The sequence below is a fragment of the Micrococcus sp. PSi08 genome (genome assembly GCF_054960655.1).
Genome location: NZ_JBHNYP010000012.1, coordinates 64,247 through 86,106, shown reverse-complemented (window position 1 = coordinate 86,106; position 21,860 = coordinate 64,247). Strand labels below are relative to the sequence as shown.

Genomic DNA, 21,860 nt, shown 5'->3' with positions numbered 1-21,860 from the left:
AGCCGAGGGCGCGCATCTGGTCGCGACCGTCCTCGGTGATCCGCTCGGGGCCCCACGGGGGCATCCAGACCCAGTTCAGCCGCCACTCGTCCACCATGGTGCCGATCGCGCGGGAGACCTGGTCCTCGATCTCGTCCGTGAGCGGGCAGGCCGCGGTGGTCAGGGTCATGTCCACGAGCAGCGCGCCGTCGTCGGCGTAGTGCAGCCCGTAGAGCAGGCCCAGGTCCACGACGTTGACGCCCAGCTCCGGATCGATCACGTCCTTGAGGGCCTCACGGATGTCCTCCGTGGGCGCCTGGTTCGTGGTCTCCGTCATCTCAGGCCCCCGCCGCGGCCTTCTCGAAGCGGGCGTAGCCCTCGGCCTCGAGCTGCTCGGCGAGCTCCGGGCCGCCGGACTCGGCGACGCGGCCGTCCACCAGCACGTGCACGTGATCCGGCTTGATGTAGTTGAGGATCCGCGTGTAGTGGGTGATCAGCAGGGTGCCCATCTCGTTCTGCGCCTGGGCGCGGTTGACGCCCTCGGAGACGATGCGCAGCGCGTCGACGTCGAGGCCGGAGTCGGTCTCGTCGAGGATCGCGAACGTGGGCTTGAACAGCTCGAGCTGGAGGATCTCGGCGCGCTTCTTCTCGCCGCCGGAGAAGCCCTCGTTGACGTTGCGGTTCATGAACGCCGGGTCGATCTGCAGGGCCTCGAAGGCGCCCTTGACGTCCTTGGTCCAGGTGCGCAGCGAGGGGGCCTGGCCGTCGAGCGCGGTCTTGGCGGTGCGCAGGAAGTTGGTCATGGTGACGCCCGGGATCTCCACGGGGTACTGCATGGCCAGGAAGAGGCCGGCCTGCGCGCGCTCGTCGACGCTCATCTCCAGCACATCCTCGCCGTCGAGGGTGATGGAGCCGGAGGTGACCTCGTAGCGCGGGTGGCCGGCGATGGTCGAGGCCAGGGTGGACTTGCCGGAGCCGTTCGGGCCCATGATCGCGTGGGTCTCGCCCGTCTCGATGGTCAGGGAGAGGCCCTTCAGGATCTCCTTGGGGCCGTTCTCGGTCGCGATCTGCACGTGCAGGTCGGTGATCTGCAGGGTTGCCATGGTGGTTCTCCTCGGGTGGAAGGCGGTGGGGTCTGCGGGGCGTCGGTCAGAGCTGCGCGATGCGGAGCTCGTCCTCCATGACGGCGGTCAGCTCGTCCTCGACGTCGCCGATGCCGATCTTCTGGATGATCTCGTTGAGGAAGCCGCGCACGATCAGGCGGCGGGCCTCGGTCTCGGAGATGCCGCGGGCCATCAGGTAGAACAGCTGGGTCTCGTCGAAGCGGCCGGTCGCGGACGCGTGGCCCGCACCCTCGATCACGCCGGTCTCGATCTCCAGGTTCGGCACCGAGTCCGCGCGCGCCCCGTCGGAGAGCAGCAGGTTCTGGTTCTTCTCGTACGTGTCCGTGCCCTCGGCCTCCTTGCGGATCAGCACGTCGCCCACCCACACGGTGCGCGCGTCCGTGCCCTGCAGGGCGCCCTTGTAGAGCACGTTCGAGACGCAGTCCGGCTGGTTGTGGTCCACGAACAGGCGGTTCTCGAGGTGCTGACCGGCGTCGGCGAAGTACAGGCCGTACATCTCGGCCTCGCCGCGCTCGGCGGCGAACCGCGCGGTCGGGGTCAGCCGCACCACGCCGCCGCCGTAGGACACGGCCACGTGCTTGAAGTGCGCGTTCGTGGCGACCGAGGCCTGCTGGGCCGAGACGTGCACGGCATCGCCCTCCCAGGCCTGCAGCGCGACCACGTTCAGGCGGGCGTCGCGGCGCACGTCGAACTCGACGTTCTGGGCCAGCACGGCGGTGCCGCGGTGGGCGATCACGACGTCGGTCTGCGCGTTCTCCTCCACGAGCACGGTCAGGTGCATCGCGGCCGGGTCGGCCGAGGAGCCGACGACGTCGATGCGCACCGGCTCGGCGACCTCGCCGGAGATCGTCACGACGGTGGCCTCGGAGACCGAGTTCCAGGCCGCGGCGGACACGCGGTCGTCCGGGGTCAGGACGGAGCCGACGCGGGCGTCGTCGCGGGCCACGGTCTCCACCGTGACGCCGGCCTGCTCGGCCACGGTCACGGCGGGGGCGGCACCGGTCAGGCGCGCGTCGTCGCCCTGGGGCAGGTGCAGCCCGCCCAGGCGCTTGAGCGGGGTGAAGCGCCAGTCCTCCTCGCGCCCCGTGAGCACGGGGAAGTCGGACAGCTCGAAGGAGCTGAGGCGATCGGCGCGCGAGCCCGCGGCGTTGCGCTCCCGGCCCCCGGCCCGGGCGGCCGGGTTCTGCGCGACGGTGAGCTTCTCGCCCTCCTCGCCCATGCCCGGGATCATGGTCCGCTGGGTGTTCTCCACGGTGTCGGTCATGTCAGCCCACCGATCCTTCCATCTGCAGTTCGATCAGCTTGTTGAGCTCGAGCGCGTACTCCATGGGCAGCTCGCGGGCGATCGGCTCGATGAAGCCGCGCACGATCATGGCCATGGCCTCGTCCTCGGACATCCCGCGGCTCATGAGGTAGAAGAGCTGCTCCTCGGACACCTTCGAGACGGTCGCCTCGTGGCCGAGGGTCACGTCGTCCTCCCGGATGTCGATGTACGGGTACGTGTCGGAGCGGGAGACCGTGTCCACGAGCAGGGCGTCGCACACCACCGAGTTCGCGGAGCCGTTCGCGCCCTCGGCGATCTGCACCAGGCCGCGATAGGCGGCGCGGCCGCCGCTGCGGGCCACGGACTTGGACACGATCGAGGAGTTCGTGTGCGGGGCCATGTGCACCATCTTGGAGCCGGTGTCCTGGTGCTGGTCCTTGCCCGCGAACGCGACGGAGAGGGTCTCGCCGGTGGCGTGCTCGCCGGTCAGGTACACGGCCGGGTACTTCATGGTCACCTTGGAGCCGATGTTGCCGTCGATCCACTCCATGGTGCCGCCGGCCTCGACCACGGCGCGCTTGGTCACGAGGTTGTACACGTTCGTGGACCAGTTCTGGATGGTGGTGTAGCGCACGCGGGCGTTCTTCTTCACCACGATCTCGACGACGGCAGAGTGCAGCGAGTCGGACTGGTAGATCGGGGCGGTGCAGCCCTCGATGTAGTGCACGTACGAGTCCTCGTCCGCGATGATCAGCGTCCGCTCGAACTGGCCCATGTTCTCCGTGTTGATGCGGAAGTAGGCCTGCAGCGGGATCTCCACGTGCACGCCCTTGGGCACGTACACGAAGGAGCCGCCGGACCACACGGCCGTGTTCAGGGAGGCGAACTTGTTGTCGCCGACCGGGATCACGGTGCCGAAGTACTCCTCGAAGATCTCCGGGTGCTCCTTGAGCGCGGTGTCGGTGTCGAGGAACACGACGCCCTGCTCCTCCAGGTCCTCGCGGATCTGGTGGTAGACGACCTCGGACTCGTACTGGGCGGCGACGCCGGCCACCAGACGCTCGCGCTCGGCCTCGGGGATGCCCAGGCGCTCGTAGGTGTTGCGGATGTCCTCGGGCAGGTCCTCCCAGGTCTTGGCCTGGCCCTCGGTGGAGCGCACGAAGTACTTGATGTTGTCGAAGTCGATGCCGGACAGGTCCGGGCCCCACGCCGGCATCGGCTTGCGCTCGAAGTACTTGAGGGCCTTGAGGCGCAGGTCGCGCATCCACTCCGGCTCGTCCTTCTTGCCGGAGATGTCGCGCACGACGTCCTCGTTCAGACCGCGGACGGCCTTCTCGCCGGCCGCGTCGGAGTCGGCCCAGCCGTACTGGTAGGCGCCGATGGCGTTGAGCTCGGGGTTCTTGTCGAGGATCTCCTGGATCACGCCGGGGTCGGCGGTCTCCGCGGAGTCCCGCTGGACGATCTGGTCGGTCATCTCAGCCTCTCTCACTAGTCACTGCGGTCGGGGTCGGTCGGGTGGTCGGCGGGAGCCGGGGCGTGGCCCGCGCGGCTCAGTCGCGGCCCAGCGGCACGTGTGTGGTGCACACGTGGGCGCCGGCGGCGAGGGTCGAGAGCCGGCGCACGTCCACCTCGAGCAGGCGGGCGAACAGCGCGGTCTCCTCTTCACAGAACTCCGGATGGCGCGCGGGAATTCCCTGGAACGGGCAGTGCCCCTGGCAGACCTGGTCCGCGCGGAGGGTGGGCGCCAGGCCCGCGCCGAAGTGGCGCAGCGTGCCGGCGTAGCCGGCCTCGTCGAGGACCCGCGCGAGGATCCGGGTGCGGTCCTGCAGCGCAGTCTCCCGGCCGTCGACGGCGGCCGTGAAGCGCTCCTCGATCTCCCGGAAGGCGTGGCGCGCGGTGCGGCGCACCTCCTCCTCCCCGCCGAGCTCCTCGAGGCGGGCCAGGGTGTCCAGGGCGACGGCGAGGTGGTCCTTGGGCAGGTGCTCCTGCGCGTGCGAGGTGACCACGTAACGGCGGGAGGGCCGTCCCGCGCCGCGGGCCGCGGTGACCCGCTTGACCTCGACGAGCGAGTCCTCCTCGAGCGCGTCCAGATGGCGGCGCACGGCGGCCGCGGTCAGCTCCAGCTCGCGACCGATCTCGGCCGCGCTGACGGGACCACGCGTCAGGACCAGCTGCAGCACACGCTCGCGCGTGCCCTCGGCCGGGGCCGGAGCGGGGGGCGACGCAGACTGATCCGAATACACCACGCCATCATGACCTATTGATCTGGAACGGTTCAAGTGAGGCTCGCCTGGCTTGATGACGGTCGCGGCGGAACCCGCGGCAGACCCGGGCGTCCCCGGCCCCACGAGCCGGGGTCGCAGGGCCCGAGGACTAGACTGGCACAGTGCCCCGACCTCCCCTGACCCCGGATCCCGTGCCGCGCGACGAGCCCGTCCTGCGCCTGAGCGACGTCCACCGGAGCCTCGGCCGCGGCCGGTCCCGCACCCCCGTCCTGCGGGGCGTCGACCTCACCGCCCGTGCCGGCGCCGTCACGGTGCTGCTCGGCCCCAACGGGGCCGGCAAGTCCACCACCCTCGGCCTCTGCCACGGCATGGACCGGCCCGACGCCGGCACCGTGCGCGTGTTCGGCGCAGACCCGTGGCGGGCCTCCGCCGACCTGCGCGCCCGCATCGGCGTGATGTGGCAGGAGGGCGGCCTGCCGCCCGCGATCCCCGCCCGCCGCTTCATCGGCCACGTGGCGTCCCTGTACCGCGACCCGCTGCCCGTCGAGCCGCTGCTGGAGCGCCTGCTGATCGCCGACGTCGCCGGCCGCCCCCTGCGCCGCCTCTCCGGTGGCCAGCGCCAGCGCGTCGCGCTCGCGGCCGCCCTCGTCGGCCGGCCGGACATGCTGTTCCTCGACGAGCCCACCGCGGGCCTCGACCCGGAGACCCGGCCCGTCGTGCACGACGTCGTGCGGGAACAGACCGACCGCGGCGCCGCCGTGCTGCTGACCACGCACCTGCTCGACGACGCCGAGCGGCTCGCGGACGACGTCGCCATCCTGCGCGCCGGCCGCGTGGTCCGCTCCGGCCCGCTGTCCGAGCTCACACGCGTGGCCGAGGGCGACGTCGTCGACGTGGACTTCGGCGACGCCTCCCCCGACGCCGTCCGCGCCTGGGCCGACACCCTGCCCGCGCCGCTGCGCGCGGCCGGCCTCGACGAGTCCGCCCGCCTGCGCGTGGCCGGCGTCCGCGGCCCGGACGACCTGGCCGTCCTCGCGGCGAGCTGGCGGGAGCACGCCCTGATGCCCACCCGATTCGAGCGCGCCGGACTGCGCCTCGAGCAGATCCTCCGGGAGACCGCCGCATGAGCACGCCCGTCGTCGACCACCGCGCCCCGGCCGGCACCGGAGCCCACGCGGGCGCCGCCCCGCTGGCCGCCCGCGTCCTGCGTCAGGCCGGCTACGAGACCGGCACCGCGCTGCGCAACGGCGAGCAGCTGCTCGTGACCGTGGTGCTGCCCCTGCTCGCGCTCGTGGGCGTGCACGTCACCGGCCTGCTCGACGCCCCGGGCCGATCGGGCCTGGACGTGGCCGTGCCCGGCGTGCTCGCCCTGGCCGTGATCAGCTCCGCGTTCACGGCCACCGCGATCGCCACGGGCTTCGAGCGTCGCTACGACGTGCTCGCCGCCCTGGCCACCACCCCGCTGGGCACGCTCGGCCTCGTCGCCGGCAAGGCCCTGGCGGTGGTGGCCCTCCTGCTGGTGCAGGTGAGCGTGATCGGCGGCGTCGGCCTGGCGCTCGGGTGGCGTCCGGACCCCGAGGGGATCCTGCCGGCCCTGGTCGCCCTCGCACTGGGGGCCGCCGCCTTCACGGCCCTCGGGCTGCTGCTCGCCGGCACGGCCCGGCCGGAGGCGACCCTCGCCGTCGCCAACCTGCTGTGGGTGCTGTTCGGCGCCGTCGGCGGCACGGTGTTCCCCGCCCGGGTCCCCGGCGTGGACCTGCTCCCCTCCGGCGCGCTGGGCACGGCCCTGCGGGCCGCCCTCCTGGACGGGTCCTGGTCGCCCGTCCCCCTGCTCGTGCTCACCCTGTGGGGCGCCGTGGCCGTCGCGGCCGCGCTCCGCTGGTTCCGCTGGCGGCCCTGAACCGTTCCCCGTCCCCCTGCATCGAACGATCGGAAGGACACCGTGTCCACCACCACCCCCGCGGCCCGGACCGCCCCGGCCGGACTCGCCGCCCGTCTGCCGCAGCGCCTCTCGAAGGCCACCATGGCCCTCGCCGTGGCGTCCCTGGCGTCCGAGATCGGCATCATCGTCACCGGCGGCGCCGTGCGCCTCACCGGCTCCGGCCTGGGCTGCCCCACGTGGCCCAAGTGCTCGCCCGAGTCCCTCACCAACACCCCGGAGATGGGCATCCACGGCTACATCGAATTCGGCAACCGGACGCTGACGTTCGTCCTGGTGGTCATCGCCGCCGCCATGTTCCTGTCCCTGTGGAACCTGCGCGGCACCCACCGGAGCCCCTTCTGGCTCTCCGTGGGCCTGCTGGCCGGCATTCCCGCGCAGGCCCTCGTGGGCGGCGTCGTGGTCCTGACGAATCTGAACCCGTGGTGGGTGGCCGGCCACTTCATCGTGTCCTCGATCATGGTGGCCGTGGCGACCCTGCTCGTGGTGCGCATCGCCGCCGAGCGCCGTGCCGGCCGGGCGGGGGTGCCCCTCGTGGACGGCGCCACCACCGGCCGGTCCCGTGCCGCCGCCTGGGCGGCGTTCGCGCTGACGTGGGCCGCCGTGTACCTGGGCACCGTGGTGACCGGCACGGGCCCGCACTCCGGCGACCCCGGCTCGCCGCGCCACGAGTTCGACCCGCTGTTGGTCACGCGTGCCCACGTGGTCCCGGTGTACCTGCTCCTGGCGGCCACCCTCGTCCTGTTCTTCACGGTGCGCCGCGCGGCCGGCGCCTCCCGCCTGCAGCGCGCCGCCGTGCTGCGGCTCCTGCTCGCCCTCGTGTTCCAGGCCGCCGTGGGCTACACCCAGCACTTCACGGGCCTGCCGATCGGCGTGGTCCTGCTGCACATGCTGGGCTCTGCCCTGCTCGTGGCCGCCGCGACGGAGACCTGGGACCGCCAGGTCGCCCGCTACGTCACGGCCGGGCCGGGTGTCCCGGTCGAGGCCGCCGCCCCCACGCGCACCGTCGCCGCGGGCTGACGCCCCGCGCACGCGAACGGCCCCGCACCGGCTGGTGCGGGGCCGTCGTCGTCGGCGTCCCGGGGAGCGCTGGGGGCGGACCGGCGCTCAGGCGCCGAAGTGCATCAGCGGCGCGCCCACGAACGGGTCCACGGCCAGGGCGATGAACAGCAGCGTCAGATAGGTGATGGAGAGGTGGAAGACCTTCATGGCCTTGCGGTCCTCGAAGTCCTCGCGCTGGGCCTGCACCTGCAGCACATGGGACTCCCAGATGAACCAGGCTCCGACGACGAGCGCGACCGCGGTGTAGACGATGCCGGCCCAGCCCATCGGCACGAGCAGGAGGGAGCACGCCACGGTGGCCCACGCGTAGAGCACGACCTGGTTGGAGACGTGGCGCGCGGAGGCGATGGCGCCGAGCATCGGCACGTCGGCCTGCTGGTAGTCGCGCTTGTACTTCATGGACAGCGGCCAGTAGTGCGGGGGCGTCCACAGGAAGACCACGAGGAACAGCACGATGGCCGGCCACTCGACGGTCCCGCGCACGGCCGCCCAGCCGATCAGCACGGGGAAGCAGCCGGCGATGCCGCCCCACACGATGTTCTGCTCCGTGCGGCGCTTGAGCACGAGCGAGTACACGACCACGTAGAAGAAGATGGCGGCCACACCCAGGCCGGCCGCCAGCCAGTTGGCGCCGAACCCGAGGATCAGGATGGACACGACGGTCTGCACCCACGCGAACACGAGGGCCTCGCGCGGGGTGACCTCGCCGGTGACGAGCGGCCGGTTCTCGGTGCGCTTCATGACCCGGTCGATGTCCCGGTCGATGTAGCAGTTGAAGGTGCCGGAGGCGCCGGCGGCGAGCGCACCGCCGACGAGCGTGGCGATCATGGTGAGCACGTCCGGGAAGCCGCGCTGCGCGAAGATCATGGTCGGCAGCGTGGTCACCAGCAGCAGCTCGATCACCCGGGGCTTCGTCAGCTCGACGTACGCCCGCACCTTGCGGCGCAGGGGCAGCGGGGACCGGTCGACGACGCCGGGCTCGGCGGCGACGCGGGCGGCGGACGGCGACTCCAGGGAGGATGACATCTGCTTCTCACGGTGAGGGGACGGTGGGCGTGCCCGTCCCGGGGTTCGGATCGGCCACTCGGGCGGTCCGCCTGCGGGCAGGCCTTGACGCAGTCTACTCGTGTCAACGGCCGTTCGCCCGGGGACGAACCGTGTCATGGGACGCCCGGTCGGGCCCGCCTCGCGGTCGCGGGGCTAGGCTGGGATGACGGCCCCGCGCCGCGACGCCCCGGCGTCGGCCGGGGTCGCGCCCCAACGCTCCCGATCCGCCAGGAGAGAACCCGTGACCGACGCCGCGCAGCCGTCCATTCCCCCGACCCTGGACCGGGTGGCCCCGGCCCGCGGGTTCGTCTACTCGGAGCAGGACCGCCGGATGGTCGACACGCTCAAGGCGCTCTCGGCGGACGCCGTGGAGAAGGCCGGGCACGGCCACCCCGGCACCGCGATCTCGCTGGCACCCGTGGCGTGGCAGCTGTACCAGAACGTCATGCACCTGGACCCCACGGACGACCGCTGGGAGGGGCGGGACCGCTTCATCCTCTCCGCGGGCCACGCCTCCCTCATCCAGTACCTTCAGCTGTTCGCCGCGGGCGCCGGGCTCGAGCTCGAGGACATCCAGGCGCTGCGCACCGAGGGCTCCAGGACTCCGGGCCACCCGGAGTACGGCCACACCCACGGCGTCGAGGTGACCACGGGGCCGCTGGGCCAGGGCCTGGCGATGGGCGTCGGCTTCGCGTATGAGCAGCGCCGTGTGCGCGGGCTGATGGACCCCGACGCCGCCCCCGGCACCTCCCCGTTCGACCATCACGTGTTCGTGCTCGCCTCCGACGGGGACATCCAGGAGGGCGTCGCCGCCGAGGCCTCCTCGCTGGCCGGGCACCAGGAGCTCGGGAACCTGGTCGTCGTCTACGACGCGAACCGCATCTCGATCGAGGACGACACGGACATCGCGTTCACCGAGGACGTGGTCCGCCGCTACGAGGCCTACGGCTGGCACGTGCAGGAGGTCGACTGGACCAACGGCGCCCAGGGCCACGCCGTGACCGAGTACACGGAGGACGTGGAGGCCCTGTACGACGCCCTCGTCGCGGCCAAGGCCGAGACCGGCCGGCCCTCGCTGATCAAGCTGCGCACCGTGATCGGCTGGCCCTCCCCCACGAAGCAGAACACCGGCGGCATCCACGGCTCCAAGCTCGGCACGGACGAGGTCGCCGGCCTCAAGGAGAGCCTCGGGCTGGACCCGACCAAGACCTTCGACGTCGACCCCGAGCTCCTGGCCCGCGCCCGGTCCATCGCCGAGCGCTCGGCAGAGTACCGCCGCGGCTGGGAGGCGGCGTTCCAGGCCTGGCGCGAGGCCCACCCGGAGAAGGCTCGCCTGTACGACCGACTGGCCGGACGAGAGCTGCCCGCTGGCTTCGCGGACGCGTTCCCGTCCTGGGACGCGGACGAGAAGGGCCTGGCCACGCGCGCAGCCTCCGGAGAGGTGCTCACGGCCCTCGCGCCGGTCATGCCCGAGCTCTGGGGCGGCTCGGCCGACCTCGCCGGGTCGAACAACACCACCATGAAGGGCGAGCCCTCCTTCATCCCGGCCCGCCGCTCCACCGCCACGTGGCAGGGCCACGAGTACGGCCGCACCCTGCACTTCGGCGTCCGCGAGTTCGCGGCCGGGGCGATCGTCAACGGCATCACGATCGGCGGCCTGACCCGCGCGTACGTGGGCACGTTCCTGACGTTCTCCGACTACATGCGCCCCGCCGTCCGCCTGGCCGCCCTCATGGGCACCCCGAGCACGTACGTGTGGACGCACGACTCCATCGGCCTCGGCGAGGACGGCCCCACGCACCAGCCGGTGGAGCACCTGGCCGCCCTGCGGGCCATCCCCGGGCTCGACGTCGTCCGCCCGGCCGACGCCAACGAGACCGCGTGGGCGTGGCGGACGGTGCTCGAGCACCGGGACCGCCCGGCCGGGCTCGTCCTGTCCCGGCAGAGCCTGCCCGTGCTCCCCCGGGACACGGACGGCTTCGCCCCCGCCTCGGGCGTGGCCCGCGGCGCCTACGTCCTCATCGACGCCACGGATGCCGACGGCGCGCCGACGCCGGCCCGCGCGCTGCTGATCGCGACCGGCTCCGAGGTCTCCGTGGCCGTGCGGGCCCGCGCGCTGCTGCAGGCCGACGGCGTCCCGACCCGCGTCGTCTCCGCCCCCTGCCTCGAGTGGTTCGCCGAGCAGGACGAGGCCTACCGGGCCGAGGTCCTGCCCGACGGCCCCGACGCCCCGGTCCGCGTCTCCGTCGAGGCCGGCATCGCGATGCCGTGGTTCGAGCACACGGTGACGGCCTCCTCCCCGGGCGCCCGCGTGAGCCTCGAGCACTACGGCGAGTCGGCCGACGGCGCCCGCCTGATGGAGAAGTACGGATTCACTGGCGAGCACGTCGCCGAGGTGACCCGCGGCCTCCTCTGAGGCCCGGCGCCCACGGCGCCCCGAGCACGTCCACCCCGAAGGGAAGGCACCCGCAGACCATGAGCACCCCGCAGAACCCGAACACCGCCGCGCTGGCCCAGGCCGGTGTGTCGATCTGGCTCGACGACCTCTCCCGCACGCGGCTGGACGAGGGCACGCTCGAAGAGCTGATCGCCACCCGCTCGGTCACCGGCGTCACCACGAACCCGTCCATCTTCGCGGTCGCCCTCGCGGACGCGGGCGCCTACCAGGGACAGCTGCGCGAACTCGCCGCGGCTGGCGCCTCGGTGGACGAGGCCGTCGTCGCCCTGACGACCGAGGACGTGCGCCGCGCCGCCGACGTGCTCGCGCCCGTCCACGAGCGCACCGGCGGGGCGGACGGCTTCGTCTCCCTTGAGGTCGATCCGCGCCTGGCCCGCGACGCCGCCGGCACCGTGGCGCAGGCCCGCGAGCTGGCGGCGGCCGTCGACCGTCCCAACCTCATGGTGAAGATCCCCGCGACCGTGGAGGGCCTGTCCGCCATCGCGGACGTGCTCGGCGCGGGCATCAGCGTGAACGTGACCCTGATCTTCTCCCTGCCCCGCTACCGCCGGGTGCTCAACGCCTGGCTCACCGGCCTGGAGAAGGCCCGGGCGAACGGGCACGACGTCCGCCGCCTCCACTCGGTGGCCTCCTTCTTCGTCTCCCGTGTGGACACGGAGGTCGACGCGCGGCTGCGCGCGATCGGCACCCCCGAGGCCGAGGCGCTGACCGGCCGGGCCGCCGTCGCCAACGCGCGCCTGGCCTACCGAGCCTTCGAGCAGGCCCTGGACTCGGAGCGCTGGCGCCTGCTCGAGGCGGCCGGCGCCCCCGTGCAGCGGCCCCTGTGGGCCTCCACCGGCGTCAAGGACCCCGCCCTGCCGGACACGCTGTACGTCACCGAACTCGTGGCACCGCACACCGTGACCACCCTGCCGGAGAAGACCCTCGAGGCGGTCGCCGACCACGGGGTGATCGCGGCGGACACCGTCACGGGCGCCTACGCCGAGGCCGATGCCCTGCTCGACGCGGTCGGCGCGGCAGGCGTGTCCTACCAGGACGTCGTGGACGTGCTGGAGACTGAGGGCCTGGAGAAGTTCGAGGCCGCGTGGGACGAGCTGCTCGGCTCGGTCCGCTCCGGGCTCGACGCCCATCGCTGACCGCACCCGCCCCCCGACCCCGCCGCCCGCTCGCCACGCGCACGGAAGGACCCCCCATGAGCACCCTCGGCCTCACCGCCACCGGAGCCGCCCTCGAGGCGATCGACCGCCATCTGCCCGCCCTCCTCCAGGACCGCGTCGCCTCCCGCCTCGGGGCGCAGGACGCCGACCTGTGGGGGGCGCCGGCCCGCGACGAGGCCGCCAAGCGGCTCGGCTGGATCGACCTGTTCGAGGACTCCCGCGCCCTCGTCCCGCACATCGCCCAGCTGACCCGGGAGCTGCGCGCCGAGGGCGTGGACCGCGTGCTCCTGGCGGGCATGGGCGGTTCGTCCCTGGCCCCCGAGGTGATCGCGGCGACGGCCGGCGTCGAGCTCGAGGTCCTGGACTCCACGGACCCGCTGCAGGTCTCCCGTGCCCTCGAGCGCGACCTCGAGCGGACCGTGCTGGTGGTCTCCTCCAAGTCCGGCTCCACCGTGGAGACCGACTCGCAGCGCCGCGTCGTCGAGGCCGCGTTCCGCGACGCCGGGATCGACCCCCGCACCCGCCTGGTCGCCGTCACGGACGCGGGCTCGCCGCTGCACGCCGCGTGCGAGTCCGCCGGCTGGCGCGCCGTCTTCACCGCGGACCCGACCGTGGGCGGGCGTTTCTCGGCTCTCACCGCGTTCGGCCTGGTCCCCACCGGCCTGGCCGGGGTGGACGTCGCGGCCCTGCTGGACGACGCGGAGGCCGTGCTCGACCTGCTGACCGCCGACGACGAGGACAACCCGGGCCTGCAGCTCGGCGCGGCCCTGGGCGGCACGCAGCCGCCGCGCGACAAGCTCGTCTTCGCCGACCACGGGTCCGGCATCGCCGGACTGCCGGCCTGGATCGAGCAGCTGATCGCCGAGTCCACGGGCAAGGACGGCACCGGGCTGCTGCCCGTCGTCGTCGCCCCCGGCGACCCCGAGACCGTGTGGGACGCCCCCGACCTGCTGCAGGTGCAGCTCGTCGGCGAGGACGACGTCGCGGCCCCGGGCCACGGCGTGCAGGTCGCCGGCTCGCTCGGCGCCCAGCTGCTGCTGTGGGAGGTGGCCACCGCGGTGGCCGGCCGCCTGCTCGGGATCAACCCCTTCGACCAGCCGGACGTGGAGGCCGCCAAGGCCGCCGCGCGCACCCTGCTGGACGGCCCCGCCGCCGAGCGGACGGCCGACGGTGAGGTGGAGGGCGTCGAGGTCTCCGGCCCGGCGTCCGTGACCTCTGCCCCGGACCTGGCCGGCGTGCTGCGCGCCACGGCGGCGCTGGTGCCCGAGGACGGCTACCTGGCGGTCCACGCCTACCTCTCCCGTCATGACGACGCCGAGCTCGAGGAGCTGCGCGCAGACCTGGCGGACCTGGTCGGCCGCCCGGTCACGTTCGGCTGGGGTCCGCGGTTCCTGCACTCCACCGGGCAGTTCCACAAGGGCGGCCCGGCCGTCGGCGTGTTCCTGCAGATCACCGGCGACGCCGGCCGGGACCTCGAGGTGCCCGGCCGCCCGTTCTCCCTGGGCAGGCTCATCGCCGCGCAGGCAGCGGGCGACGCCCGGGTGCTGGGCGATCTCGGCCGCCCCGTGGTCACCCTGCACCTGCGCCGCCGCGACGCGGGCATCGAGGCCCTGAGGAGCGCCGTCCGTGGCCGGTGAGTCCCGGACCGTCCCCCGCAACCCGCTGCGCGACCCCCGTGACCGGCGCCTGACCCGCATCGCGGGCCCGTCGGCGCTCGTGCTGTTCGGCGTGACGGGCGACCTGGCGAAGAAGAAGCTCCTGCCGGCCATGTACGACCTGGCCCAGCGCGGCCTGCTGCCGCCGGCGTTCTCCCTCGTCGGCTTCGGTCGCCGCGACTGGTCCGACGAGGAGTTCGCCGACTACGTGCGCGCCGCCGTCGAAGCCTCCTCCCGGACCACGTTCGACGAGACCGTGTGGGACCAGTTCCAGGGCGGCCTGCGCTTCGTCTCCGGCGCGTTCGACGACGAGGCGGCCTACGTCCGTCTGGACGAGGTGCTCGCCGAGCTCGAGACCTCACGCGGCACGCGCGGGAACACCGCGTTCTACCTCTCCATCCCGCCGGACTGGTTCGAGGCCGTCTCCCGCCACCTGGCCGACCAGGGCCTGGCCGACCGGTCCCAGCCGGCCGACGGCCCGTGGCGCCGCGTGGTCATCGAGAAGCCCTTCGGCCACGACCTGGCCAGCGCGCAGGAGCTCAACGCCGTGATCGAGCGCGTCTTCCCCTCGGACGCCGTGTTCCGCATCGACCACTACCTCGGCAAGGAGACGGTGCAGAACATCCTCGCGTTCCGGTTCGCCAACCGGATGTTCGAGCCGCTCTGGAACGCGGAGCACGTGGACCACGTCCAGATCACGATGGCCGAGGACATCGGCATCGGCGGACGGGCGAGCTACTACGACGGCGTGGGCGCGGCCCGCGACGTCATCCAGAACCATCTCCTGCAGCTGCTCGCGTTCACGGCGATGGAGGAGCCGATCTCGTTCGACGCGGACCACCTGCGCGCGGAGAAGGAGAAGGTTCTCGAAGCCGTGACCGTCCCGGACACGCCCGAGGGACTCGCGGGGGCCTCCGCCCGCGGCCAGTACACCTCCGGCTGGCAGGGCGGCGAGCAGGTCACGGGCTTCCTCGACGAGGAGGGCTTCAACCCGGCGTCCGTCACGGAGACGTACGCCGCGCTCAAGGTGGGCATCCGCACGCGCCGTTGGCAGGGCGTCCCGTTCTACCTGCGGGCCGGCAAGCGCCTCGGCCGGCGGGTGACGGAGATCGCCGTCGTCTTCAAGAAGCCCCCGCACCTGCTGTTCCCCGTCCACGACGGGGACGAGTTCGGGCAGAACGTCATCGTCATCCGGGTGCAGCCGGACGAGGGCGTCACCATCCGCTTCGCGTCCAAGGTGCCCGGCACGCAGACCGAGATCCGCGACGTCACGATGGACTTCGGCTACGGCCACGCCTTCACCGAGGACTCCCCCGAGGCGTACGAACGGCTCATCCTCGACGTACTCCTCGGGGAGCCGCCGCTGTTCCCGCGTCAGGCCGAGGTGGAGCTGTCCTGGCGGATCGTGGACCCGTTCGAGGAGCACTGGGCGAGCCTGGGCACCCAGCCCGAGCCCTACGCCCCGGGCACGTGGGGCCCGCCCTCGGCCGACGCCCTCATGGCCCGCGACGGACGAAGCTGGAGGCGCCCGTGAAGATCCGCATGCAGGACACCACCACCTCCCAGGTGGCCAAGCGCATCACGCAGCTGCGCGAGAAGAGCGGGGTCGTGACCCTCGGCCGCGTCCTCACGCTCGTGATCAGCACGGACGACGCCGGCATCGAGTCCGCCGTCCAGGCCGCCAACGCGGCCTCGTTGGAGCACCCGTGCCGCATCATCGTCCTGGCCCTGGGCGACCCTGCGGCACCCACCCGCCTGGACGCCGAGATCCGGGTCGGCGGCGACGCCGGCGCCTCCGACGTCGTGGTGCTGTGGTGCGCCGGGGAGAACGCCCACGCCGATGAGTCGCTCGTCTCCGGGCTGCTCCTGCCCGATGCGCCCATCGTCGCGTGGTGGCCCGGGGTGCCGCCCGAGGTCCCCTCGGCGACGGCGCTCGGTCGCCTGGCCCACCGCCGGATCACGGACACGGCATCGGCGTCCGCGGCCGAGCCCGCCCTGTGGGCTCTGCGCGCGGGCCACCATGAGGGCGACACCGACCTGGCCTGGACGCGCCTGACGCTGTGGCGGATCCAGGTGGCCGGCATCTTCGACACGCTCGACGTGGCCACCCTGCGCTCGGTGACGGTGGACGGGGCGCCGGACTCCCCCAGCACCATGCTGCTTGCGGCGTGGCTCACCCTGGCCCTGAAGGTGCCGGTGACGATCGCGCACTCGAAGGCCGGCCACGGGATCCGTGCGGTGCGCCTGCGGTGCACGGACGGGGACGTGGTGCTCTCCCGCTCGCACTCGCAGGTGGCCCGGCTCTATCAGCAGGGCAGGCCGGTGCAGCGCATCTCCCTGCCACGCCGGACGATCCAGGACTGCCTGGCGGAGGAGCTGCGCCGCCTGGACCCGGACGAGGTCTTCGGCGCCGTGCTCCACCGGGGCCTGCCGCGCACGGACCTCTCCCCCGTGCAGGCCTCCGAGCGCTGAGCAGCACCCGGCGCCGCACCGGCCCGGGACGCACGAACGCCCCGCACGGATCATCCGTGCGGGGCGTTCGCGTCGGGGCCCGGCGGGGCGGCCTCAGGACTCCAGGGTCAGACGCGGCAGGACGCCGAGCAGCGCGATCACGACACCCCAGGCGACCACGGAGCCGACGGTCAGGCGGGTGAGCAGGCGCTGGGCGGAGCCCGAGGAGCTCATCGAGGTGGTCACGCCACCGCCGAACATGTCCGAGACGCCGCCGCCGCGGCCCTTGTGCAGCAGGATGAGCAGCACGATGACCATGCTGAGCACGACCACGAGGATCTGCAGGGCCAGAGTCAGGACGTCCACGGGAGGGCTCCTCGGGTCGAGGTGCGGCCCCGGCGCGCGCCGGGACCGTCACGGAGAATGCGGTCGGTCGGGCCGGACGGATCAGGCCTGGTCGAACCGGACGATCTTAGCAAACTCGTCCGCTTCGAGGCTGGCGCCGCCCACGAGGGCGCCGTCCACGTCCGGCTGTGCCAGCAGCGCCGGCGCGCTGGAGGACTTCACGGAGCCGCCGTAGAGGATCCGCAGCCCGGCGGCGACGTCGTCGCCGTGCAGTGCGGCCACGCGGGCGCGCAGGGCCGCACCCATCTGCTGCGCATCCTCGGGGCCGGCGACCTCGCCCGTGCCGATCGCCCACACGGGCTCGTAGGCGACGACGACGCCGGCCACGTCCTGCGCCGACAGGCCCGCGATGGAGCCCTCCAGCTGGGCGAGCGTGTGCTCGACGTGCCGGCCGGCCTGGCGCACCTCCAGGCCCTCGCCCACGCAGATCACCGGGGCGAGGCCGTGGCGCAGGGCCGCGGCGGCCTTGCGCGCGACGAGGGCGTCGTCCTCCCCGTGGAGGGTGCGGCGCTCGGAGTGGCCCACGATCGCGTAACGGCACCCCAGCGCGGCCAGGAACGCGCCGGAGACGTCGCCCGTGTAGGCGCCGGCGTCCTCGGGCGAGAGGTCCTGCGCGCCGTAGACGAGGTCCAGGCGGTCGCCGGTGACGAGCGTCTGCACGGACCGCAGGCCCGTGAAGGGCGGGAACACCGCGACCTCCACGGCCTCCTGGTCATGGTCCGCGTCCGAGAGGAGCCACGTGAGGCGCTGCACCAGGGTGACGGCCTCGAGGTGGTCCAGGTTCATCTTCCAGTTGCCCGCGATCAGCGGCACGCGCGTGGTCTGCTCCGCCATGCTCACGCCCGCCCCTCGCCGGCCAGGGCGGTGACGCCCGGCAGCTCCTTGCCCTCGAGGTATTCGAGGGAGGCGCCGCCACCGGTGGAGATGTGGCCGAACGCGTCGTCGGCGAAGCCGAGCGTGCGCACGGCCGCCGCGGAGTCGCCGCCGCCGACCACCGACAGACCGCCGGCCGCGGAGGCCTCGGTGAGGGCCTGGGCCACCGCCCGGGTGCCCTCCGCGAAGGCCGGGAACTCGAACACGCCCATGGGTCCGTTCCAGAACACGGTCTGGGCGCCGCGGATCTGCTCCGCGAACGCCCGGGCCGTCTCGGGGCCGATGTCCAAGCCCATGGCGGACGCGCCGTGCGCGCCCGAGGTGAGGGCGTCCGCGGCCAGGACCTCGTGCTCGGCGTCGGCCGCGAAGCCGGAGGCCATCACGATGTCCGTGGGGAGCACGATGCGGGCGGCCCCGGCCTCGGAGCGGCGCAGGTATTCGCGAACGGTGTCGAGCTGGTCCTCCTCGAGCAGGGAGGCGCCCACCTCGTGGCCCTGCGCCTTGAGGAAGGTGAAGAGCATGCCGCCGCCGATCAGCAGCATGTCGGCCTTGTCCAGCAGGTTGTCGATCACGGCCAGCTTGTCCGAGACCTTCGACCCGCCCAGCACGACGACGTAAGGCCGCTCCGGGGACTCGGTCAGGCGGGTGAGCACCTCGAGCTCGGCGGCGACCAGCGGGCCCTGGTGGGCCGGCAGCTGTGCCGCGACGTCGAACACGGAGGCGTGCTTGCGGTGGACCGCGCCGAACGCGTCGCCCACGTAGGCACCGTCCGCGCCGGCCAGGGCAGCCATCTCCCCGGCGAGTGCGGCGCGCTCGGCATCGTCCTTGGAGGTCTCGCGGGCGTCGAAGCGCACGTTCTCCAGCAGCAGCACCTGGCCGTCCTGCAGGGCGGCGGCGTGGGCGCGCGCGTCGTCCCCGGTCACGTCTGCGGCCAGGGCGACGTCGGCGCCCAGCAGCTCGGCCATGCGCGCGGCGACCGGACGGAGGGAGTACGCGGGGTCGGGCTCACCCTTGGGGCGGCCCAGATGGGCCATGACGATCACGCGGGCCCCGGCCTCCGCCAGGTCCCGGATCGCGGGCAGCGAGGCACGGATGCGGCCGTCGTCGGTGACGGTGTCCCCGTCCAGCGGGACGTTCAGGTCGGACCGGATGAGCACGGTGCGGCCGGCGACGCCGGCCTCGAGCAGATCGTTGAGGGTCGATGCGGGCATGATGCCTCCTGGGGTGCCGGAGCGGGGTCGGTTCACGGTGCAGTCTAGGGGGACGGCCCGGGCCGACGGGGGAACCGTCGGCCCGGGCCGTCGGGCGCCGTGCGGGCTCAGAGCTTCGAGCCGATGAGGTCCGCGAAGTCCATGAGCTGGGACGTGTAGCCGTACTCATTGTCGTACCAGCCGATGATCTTCACGGTCTGCCCGATGGACTTGGTCAGCGGGGCGTCGAAGGTGCACGCCGCCGGGGAGGTGATGATGTCCGAGGACACGAGCGGGTCCTCCGAGTAGACCAGGCGGCCCTGCAACGGACCGGACTCCGCAGCCTTCTTGAACGCCGCGTTGATCTCCTCGACCTCCACGTGACGCGTCAGCTCCACGGTCAGGTCGGTGGCCGAGCCGGTGATGGTCGGCACCCGCATGGCGAAGCCGTCGAGCTTGCCCTTCAGCTCTGGGATGACCTCGCCGATGGCCTTCGCCGCGCCCGTGGAGGTGGGCACCATGTTCTGGGCGGCGGCGCGCGCCCGACGGCGGTCCTTCTTGTGCACGTTGTCGTGCAGGTTCTGGTCGCCGGTGTACGCGTGGATCGTGGTCATGATGCCGTCCACGATGCCGAACTCGTCGTTGAGGACCTTCGCCATCGGGGCCAGGCAGTTGGTGGTGCACGAGGCGTTCGAGACGATGTGCATCGTCTCCGCGTCGTAGGTGTGCTCGTTCACGCCCATCACGAAGGTGCCGTCGACCTCCTTGGCGGGAGCGGAGATGAGGACCTTCTTGGCCCCGGCGTCGAGGTGGGCCTGCGCCTTGGGGCCGGTCGTGAAGATGCCGGTGCACTCGATGACCAGGTCCACGCCGAGCTCGCCCCACGGCAGCTTCGTCGGGTCGGCCTCCTGGAAGAACGCGACGTCGCGGCCGTCGATGCGGAACCCCTTCTCGGTCCGCTCCAGCTCGCCCGGGTAGCGGCCCAGGATGGTGTCGTACTGGGTCAGCCAGAACAGGTCCTCGGGGTCGGCGAGGTCGTTCACCGCGACCAGCTCGAGGTTCTCGTGGCCGCGGTCCCTGAGCACGCGCACGATGTTGCGTCCGATGCGGCCGTAGCCGTTGATGGCGATCTTGGTCATGGTGGTCCCTCTCGTCGGTTCTCGTTGCGTGGCCCGTGGCGGTGGGTGTGGGGACAGGGCCGGAGCGCCGAGCCCCTCCCCGCATCGGGGCGCTGACGTCGTGGGGCCACGACATCAGCGCCCCGGTGCGCGGTGTGGATCAGGCCGGGAGGATCAGGCCGGAGGCGCCGGCGCGGGCGGCCTCGAAGCGGGCCTGCACGTCGGCCCAGTTCACGATGTTCCAGATCGCCTTGACGTAGTCCGCCTTGACGTTCTGGTAGTCGAGGTAGAAGGCGTGCTCCCACATGTCCAGCTGGAACAGCGGGATGGTGGCGACCGGCACGCCGTTCTGCTGGTCGTAGAACTGCTCGATCACCAGGTTGCCGCCGATGGGCTCGTAGGCCAGCACGGCCCAGCCGGAGCCCTGGATGCCGAGGGCGGCGGCGGTGAAGTGGGCCTGGAACTGGTCGAACGAGCCGAAGTACTCGTCGATGGCGGCGGCCAGCTCGCCGGTCGGCTTGTCGCCGCCCTCCGGCGAGAGGTTCTTCCAGAAGATCGAGTGGTTCGTGTGCCCGCCCAGGTTGAAGGCGAGGTCCTTCGACAGCTGGTTCACGGAGCCGAAGTCGCCGGCCTCACGCGCGGCGGCCAGCTTCTCCAGGGCGGTGTTCGCGCCCTTGACGTACGTGGCGTGGTGCTTGGAGTGGTGCAGCTCCATGATGCGGGCCGAGATGTGCGGCTCCAGCGCGGCGTAGTCGTAGTCCAGCTCCGGAAGGGTGTATTCGGTCATGCTTCCTCCTTGGTCAGGCGAGGCTGCGGGCAGGACGCCCTCGGCCTCCACCTCGGGCAACCTCGCGTCTCGGCGGCGTATTCCGTCCGTCTCCATTGTGATCGGGGGCGGAGCGCCGGGGCCAGATCCCGTCGACGGTGATCCCGCGCTCAGCCCTCGGAGGCCGCGTCCGTCCCGGGGATGCCCCGCTCGGCGGCCCGCTTGTCCGCCATGGCCAGCAGCCGGCGGATGCGCCCGGCGACGGCGTCCTTGGTCATCGGCGGGTCCGCGAGGCGGCCGAGCTCGTCGAGGGAGGCCTGCTTGTGCTCGAGGCGCAGCCGTCCCGCGTAGCGAAGGTGGTCGGGCACCTCGTCCCCGAGGATCTCGAGGGCCCGCTCCACCTTCGCCCCGGCCGTGACAGCGGCCTGGGCGGAACGGCGCAGGTTGGCGTCGTCGAAGTTCGCGAGGCGGTTGGCGGTGGCCCGGACCTCTTTGCGCTCGCGCCGCTCGCGCCAGAGGGTCGCGGTCTGCTCCGCGCCGACGGCGGCGAGCAGCGTGGCGATCGCCTCGCCGTCGCGGACCACGACGCGGTCCGACTGACGCACCTCGCGTGCCTTCGCCGCCACGCGGAGCCGACGCGCGGCCCCCACCAGCGCGAGCGCGGCCTCCGGGCCCGGCGTGGTCACCTCGAGGGCCGCCGAGCGGCCGGGCTCGGTGAGGGAGCCGTGGGCCAGCAGGGCCCCGCGCCACACGGCGGCGGTGGCCGCCGTCGTCCCGCTGACGAGGACCGGCGCGAGGCCACGCACGGGCCGTCCCCGCTGGTCGATGAGCCCGGTCTGCCGGGCGAGGTCCTCTCCCCCGCGCACCACCCGGAGCACGTACCGCTGACCCCGGCGCAGGTTGCCGCCGGAGACCACCACGATCTCCGGGGCCAGGCCGTACAGCTCGGTGATGGCGGCGCGCAGGCGGCGCACGCTGGCGCCGTGGTCCAGCTCGGCCTCGACGACGACGCGGCCGGCCACGAGGTGCAGGCCCCCGGCGAACCGCAGCATCGCCGCCGTCTCCGCCCGCCGCTCCGGGGTCGCGGCGACCGGCACACGGGCCAGCTCCTCCTTGAGGGTCATGGTCAGCGCCATGCTCGTGCTCC

20 protein-coding genes are annotated in these 21,860 nt (G+C 72.9%); 8 read left to right on the top strand and 12 right to left on the bottom strand.

Translation table 11 applies throughout. The features are described 5' to 3' along the window. The 5 genes from ACFI33_RS05885 to ACFI33_RS05865 all read right to left on the bottom strand — a co-directional run. The coding region (locus tag ACFI33_RS05885) for a metal-sulfur cluster assembly factor (protein ID WP_462623819.1) at positions 1–316 on the bottom strand (316 nt) is incomplete at its 3' end. A gap of 1 nt (position 317) precedes the next feature. Further along, on the bottom strand, positions 318–1,082 hold the full coding sequence (sufC, locus tag ACFI33_RS05880) for a Fe-S cluster assembly ATPase SufC (RefSeq protein ID WP_036315253.1): 765 nt from the start codon (positions 1,080–1,082) through the stop codon (positions 318–320). A 46-nt stretch (positions 1,083–1,128) separates the two neighbouring features. Further along, positions 1,129–2,367 (bottom strand): Fe-S cluster assembly protein SufD, encoded by a 1,239-nt coding sequence (sufD, locus tag ACFI33_RS05875; protein WP_036338542.1) that lies wholly within the window; start codon positions 2,365–2,367, stop codon positions 1,129–1,131. A gap of 1 nt (position 2,368) precedes the next feature. After that, positions 2,369–3,841, bottom strand: a complete 1,473-nt coding sequence (gene sufB / locus ACFI33_RS05870; RefSeq protein ID WP_036315257.1) for a Fe-S cluster assembly protein SufB — start codon at positions 3,839–3,841, stop codon at positions 2,369–2,371. A 76-nt stretch (positions 3,842–3,917) separates the two neighbouring features. Next, positions 3,918–4,613: a helix-turn-helix transcriptional regulator gene (locus tag ACFI33_RS05865; RefSeq protein WP_230297443.1), complete on the bottom strand. Its 696-nt coding sequence runs from the start codon at positions 4,611–4,613 to the stop codon at positions 3,918–3,920. 140 nt (positions 4,614–4,753) lie between these two features. Here ACFI33_RS05865 and ACFI33_RS05860 point away from each other — a divergent pair, with 140 nt between their 5' ends. The 3 genes from ACFI33_RS05860 to ACFI33_RS05850 are packed head-to-tail and all read left to right on the top strand — an operon-like array spanning position 4,754 to position 7,551. Then, positions 4,754–5,719: an ABC transporter ATP-binding protein gene (locus ACFI33_RS05860; RefSeq protein ID WP_233263272.1), complete on the top strand. Its 966-nt coding sequence runs from the start codon at positions 4,754–4,756 to the stop codon at positions 5,717–5,719. Continuing rightward, positions 5,716–6,492: an ABC transporter permease gene (locus ACFI33_RS05855; protein WP_036338545.1), complete on the top strand. Its 777-nt coding sequence runs from the start codon at positions 5,716–5,718 to the stop codon at positions 6,490–6,492. Before ACFI33_RS05860 ends, ACFI33_RS05855 begins: the two co-directional genes overlap by 4 nt. A gap of 42 nt (positions 6,493–6,534) precedes the next feature. Next, on the top strand, positions 6,535–7,551 hold the full coding sequence (locus tag ACFI33_RS05850; RefSeq protein WP_036338548.1) for a COX15/CtaA family protein: 1,017 nt from the start codon (positions 6,535–6,537) through the stop codon (positions 7,549–7,551). 87 nt (positions 7,552–7,638) lie between these two features. Here ACFI33_RS05850 and ACFI33_RS05845 read toward each other — a convergent pair whose 3' ends face one another. Beyond that, a complete protein-coding gene (locus ACFI33_RS05845; RefSeq protein WP_036338551.1) occupies positions 7,639–8,619 on the bottom strand; it encodes a heme o synthase in 981 nt (326 codons plus the stop codon). Positions 8,620–8,881: 262 nt separating this feature from the next. Between ACFI33_RS05845 and tkt the strand changes: the two genes are divergently transcribed. The 5 genes from tkt to ACFI33_RS05820 are packed head-to-tail and all read left to right on the top strand — an operon-like array spanning position 8,882 to position 16,382. Continuing rightward, positions 8,882–11,056 carry a transketolase gene (tkt, locus tag ACFI33_RS05840; protein ID WP_036338554.1) on the top strand — a complete coding sequence of 725 codons (2,175 nt, stop codon included), beginning with the start codon at positions 8,882–8,884 and terminating at the stop codon, positions 11,054–11,056. 59 nt (positions 11,057–11,115) lie between these two features. Further along, entirely contained in the window at positions 11,116–12,234 is a 1,119-nt protein-coding gene (gene tal / locus ACFI33_RS05835; RefSeq protein ID WP_036338557.1) for a transaldolase, read from the top strand. A 56-nt stretch (positions 12,235–12,290) separates the two neighbouring features. Beyond that, entirely contained in the window at positions 12,291–13,892 is a 1,602-nt protein-coding gene (locus ACFI33_RS05830) for a glucose-6-phosphate isomerase (protein WP_159305522.1), read from the top strand. Further along, on the top strand, positions 13,882–15,444 hold the full coding sequence (zwf, locus tag ACFI33_RS05825) for a glucose-6-phosphate dehydrogenase (protein WP_036338562.1): 1,563 nt from the start codon (positions 13,882–13,884) through the stop codon (positions 15,442–15,444). The genes ACFI33_RS05830 and zwf overlap by 11 nt, the downstream gene beginning before the upstream one ends. Continuing rightward, on the top strand, positions 15,441–16,382 hold the full coding sequence (locus ACFI33_RS05820) for a glucose-6-phosphate dehydrogenase assembly protein OpcA (RefSeq protein WP_010078714.1): 942 nt from the start codon (positions 15,441–15,443) through the stop codon (positions 16,380–16,382). The genes zwf and ACFI33_RS05820 overlap by 4 nt, the downstream gene beginning before the upstream one ends. 93 nt (positions 16,383–16,475) lie before the next feature. On the opposite strand, the gene secG is transcribed toward ACFI33_RS05820, so the two are convergent. From secG to whiA, 6 genes are all read right to left on the bottom strand, one after another. Next, positions 16,476–16,727, bottom strand: a complete 252-nt coding sequence (secG, locus tag ACFI33_RS05815) for a preprotein translocase subunit SecG (protein WP_010078715.1) — start codon at positions 16,725–16,727, stop codon at positions 16,476–16,478. Between the two features lie 81 nt (positions 16,728–16,808). After that, the gene (gene tpiA, locus ACFI33_RS05810) at positions 16,809–17,600 is read right to left on the bottom strand and encodes a triose-phosphate isomerase (RefSeq protein ID WP_036338564.1); all 792 of its coding nucleotides are present in this window, start codon (positions 17,598–17,600) and stop codon (positions 16,809–16,811) included. Between the two features lie 2 nt (positions 17,601–17,602). After that, a complete protein-coding gene (locus ACFI33_RS05805; protein WP_036338566.1) occupies positions 17,603–18,850 on the bottom strand; it encodes a phosphoglycerate kinase in 1,248 nt (415 codons plus the stop codon). A 107-nt stretch (positions 18,851–18,957) separates the two neighbouring features. After that, the gene (gene gap, locus ACFI33_RS05800) at positions 18,958–19,968 is read right to left on the bottom strand and encodes a type I glyceraldehyde-3-phosphate dehydrogenase (protein WP_100057543.1); all 1,011 of its coding nucleotides are present in this window, start codon (positions 19,966–19,968) and stop codon (positions 18,958–18,960) included. A gap of 139 nt (positions 19,969–20,107) precedes the next feature. Continuing rightward, complete coding sequence (locus ACFI33_RS05795; protein WP_036315296.1) at positions 20,108–20,734, bottom strand: superoxide dismutase; 627 nt, start codon at positions 20,732–20,734, stop codon at positions 20,108–20,110. Positions 20,735–20,883: 149 nt separating this feature from the next. Further along, positions 20,884–21,849 (bottom strand): DNA-binding protein WhiA, encoded by a 966-nt coding sequence (gene whiA / locus ACFI33_RS05790; RefSeq protein ID WP_036338572.1) that lies wholly within the window; start codon positions 21,847–21,849, stop codon positions 20,884–20,886. Positions 21,850–21,860: the final 11 nt, after the last annotated feature.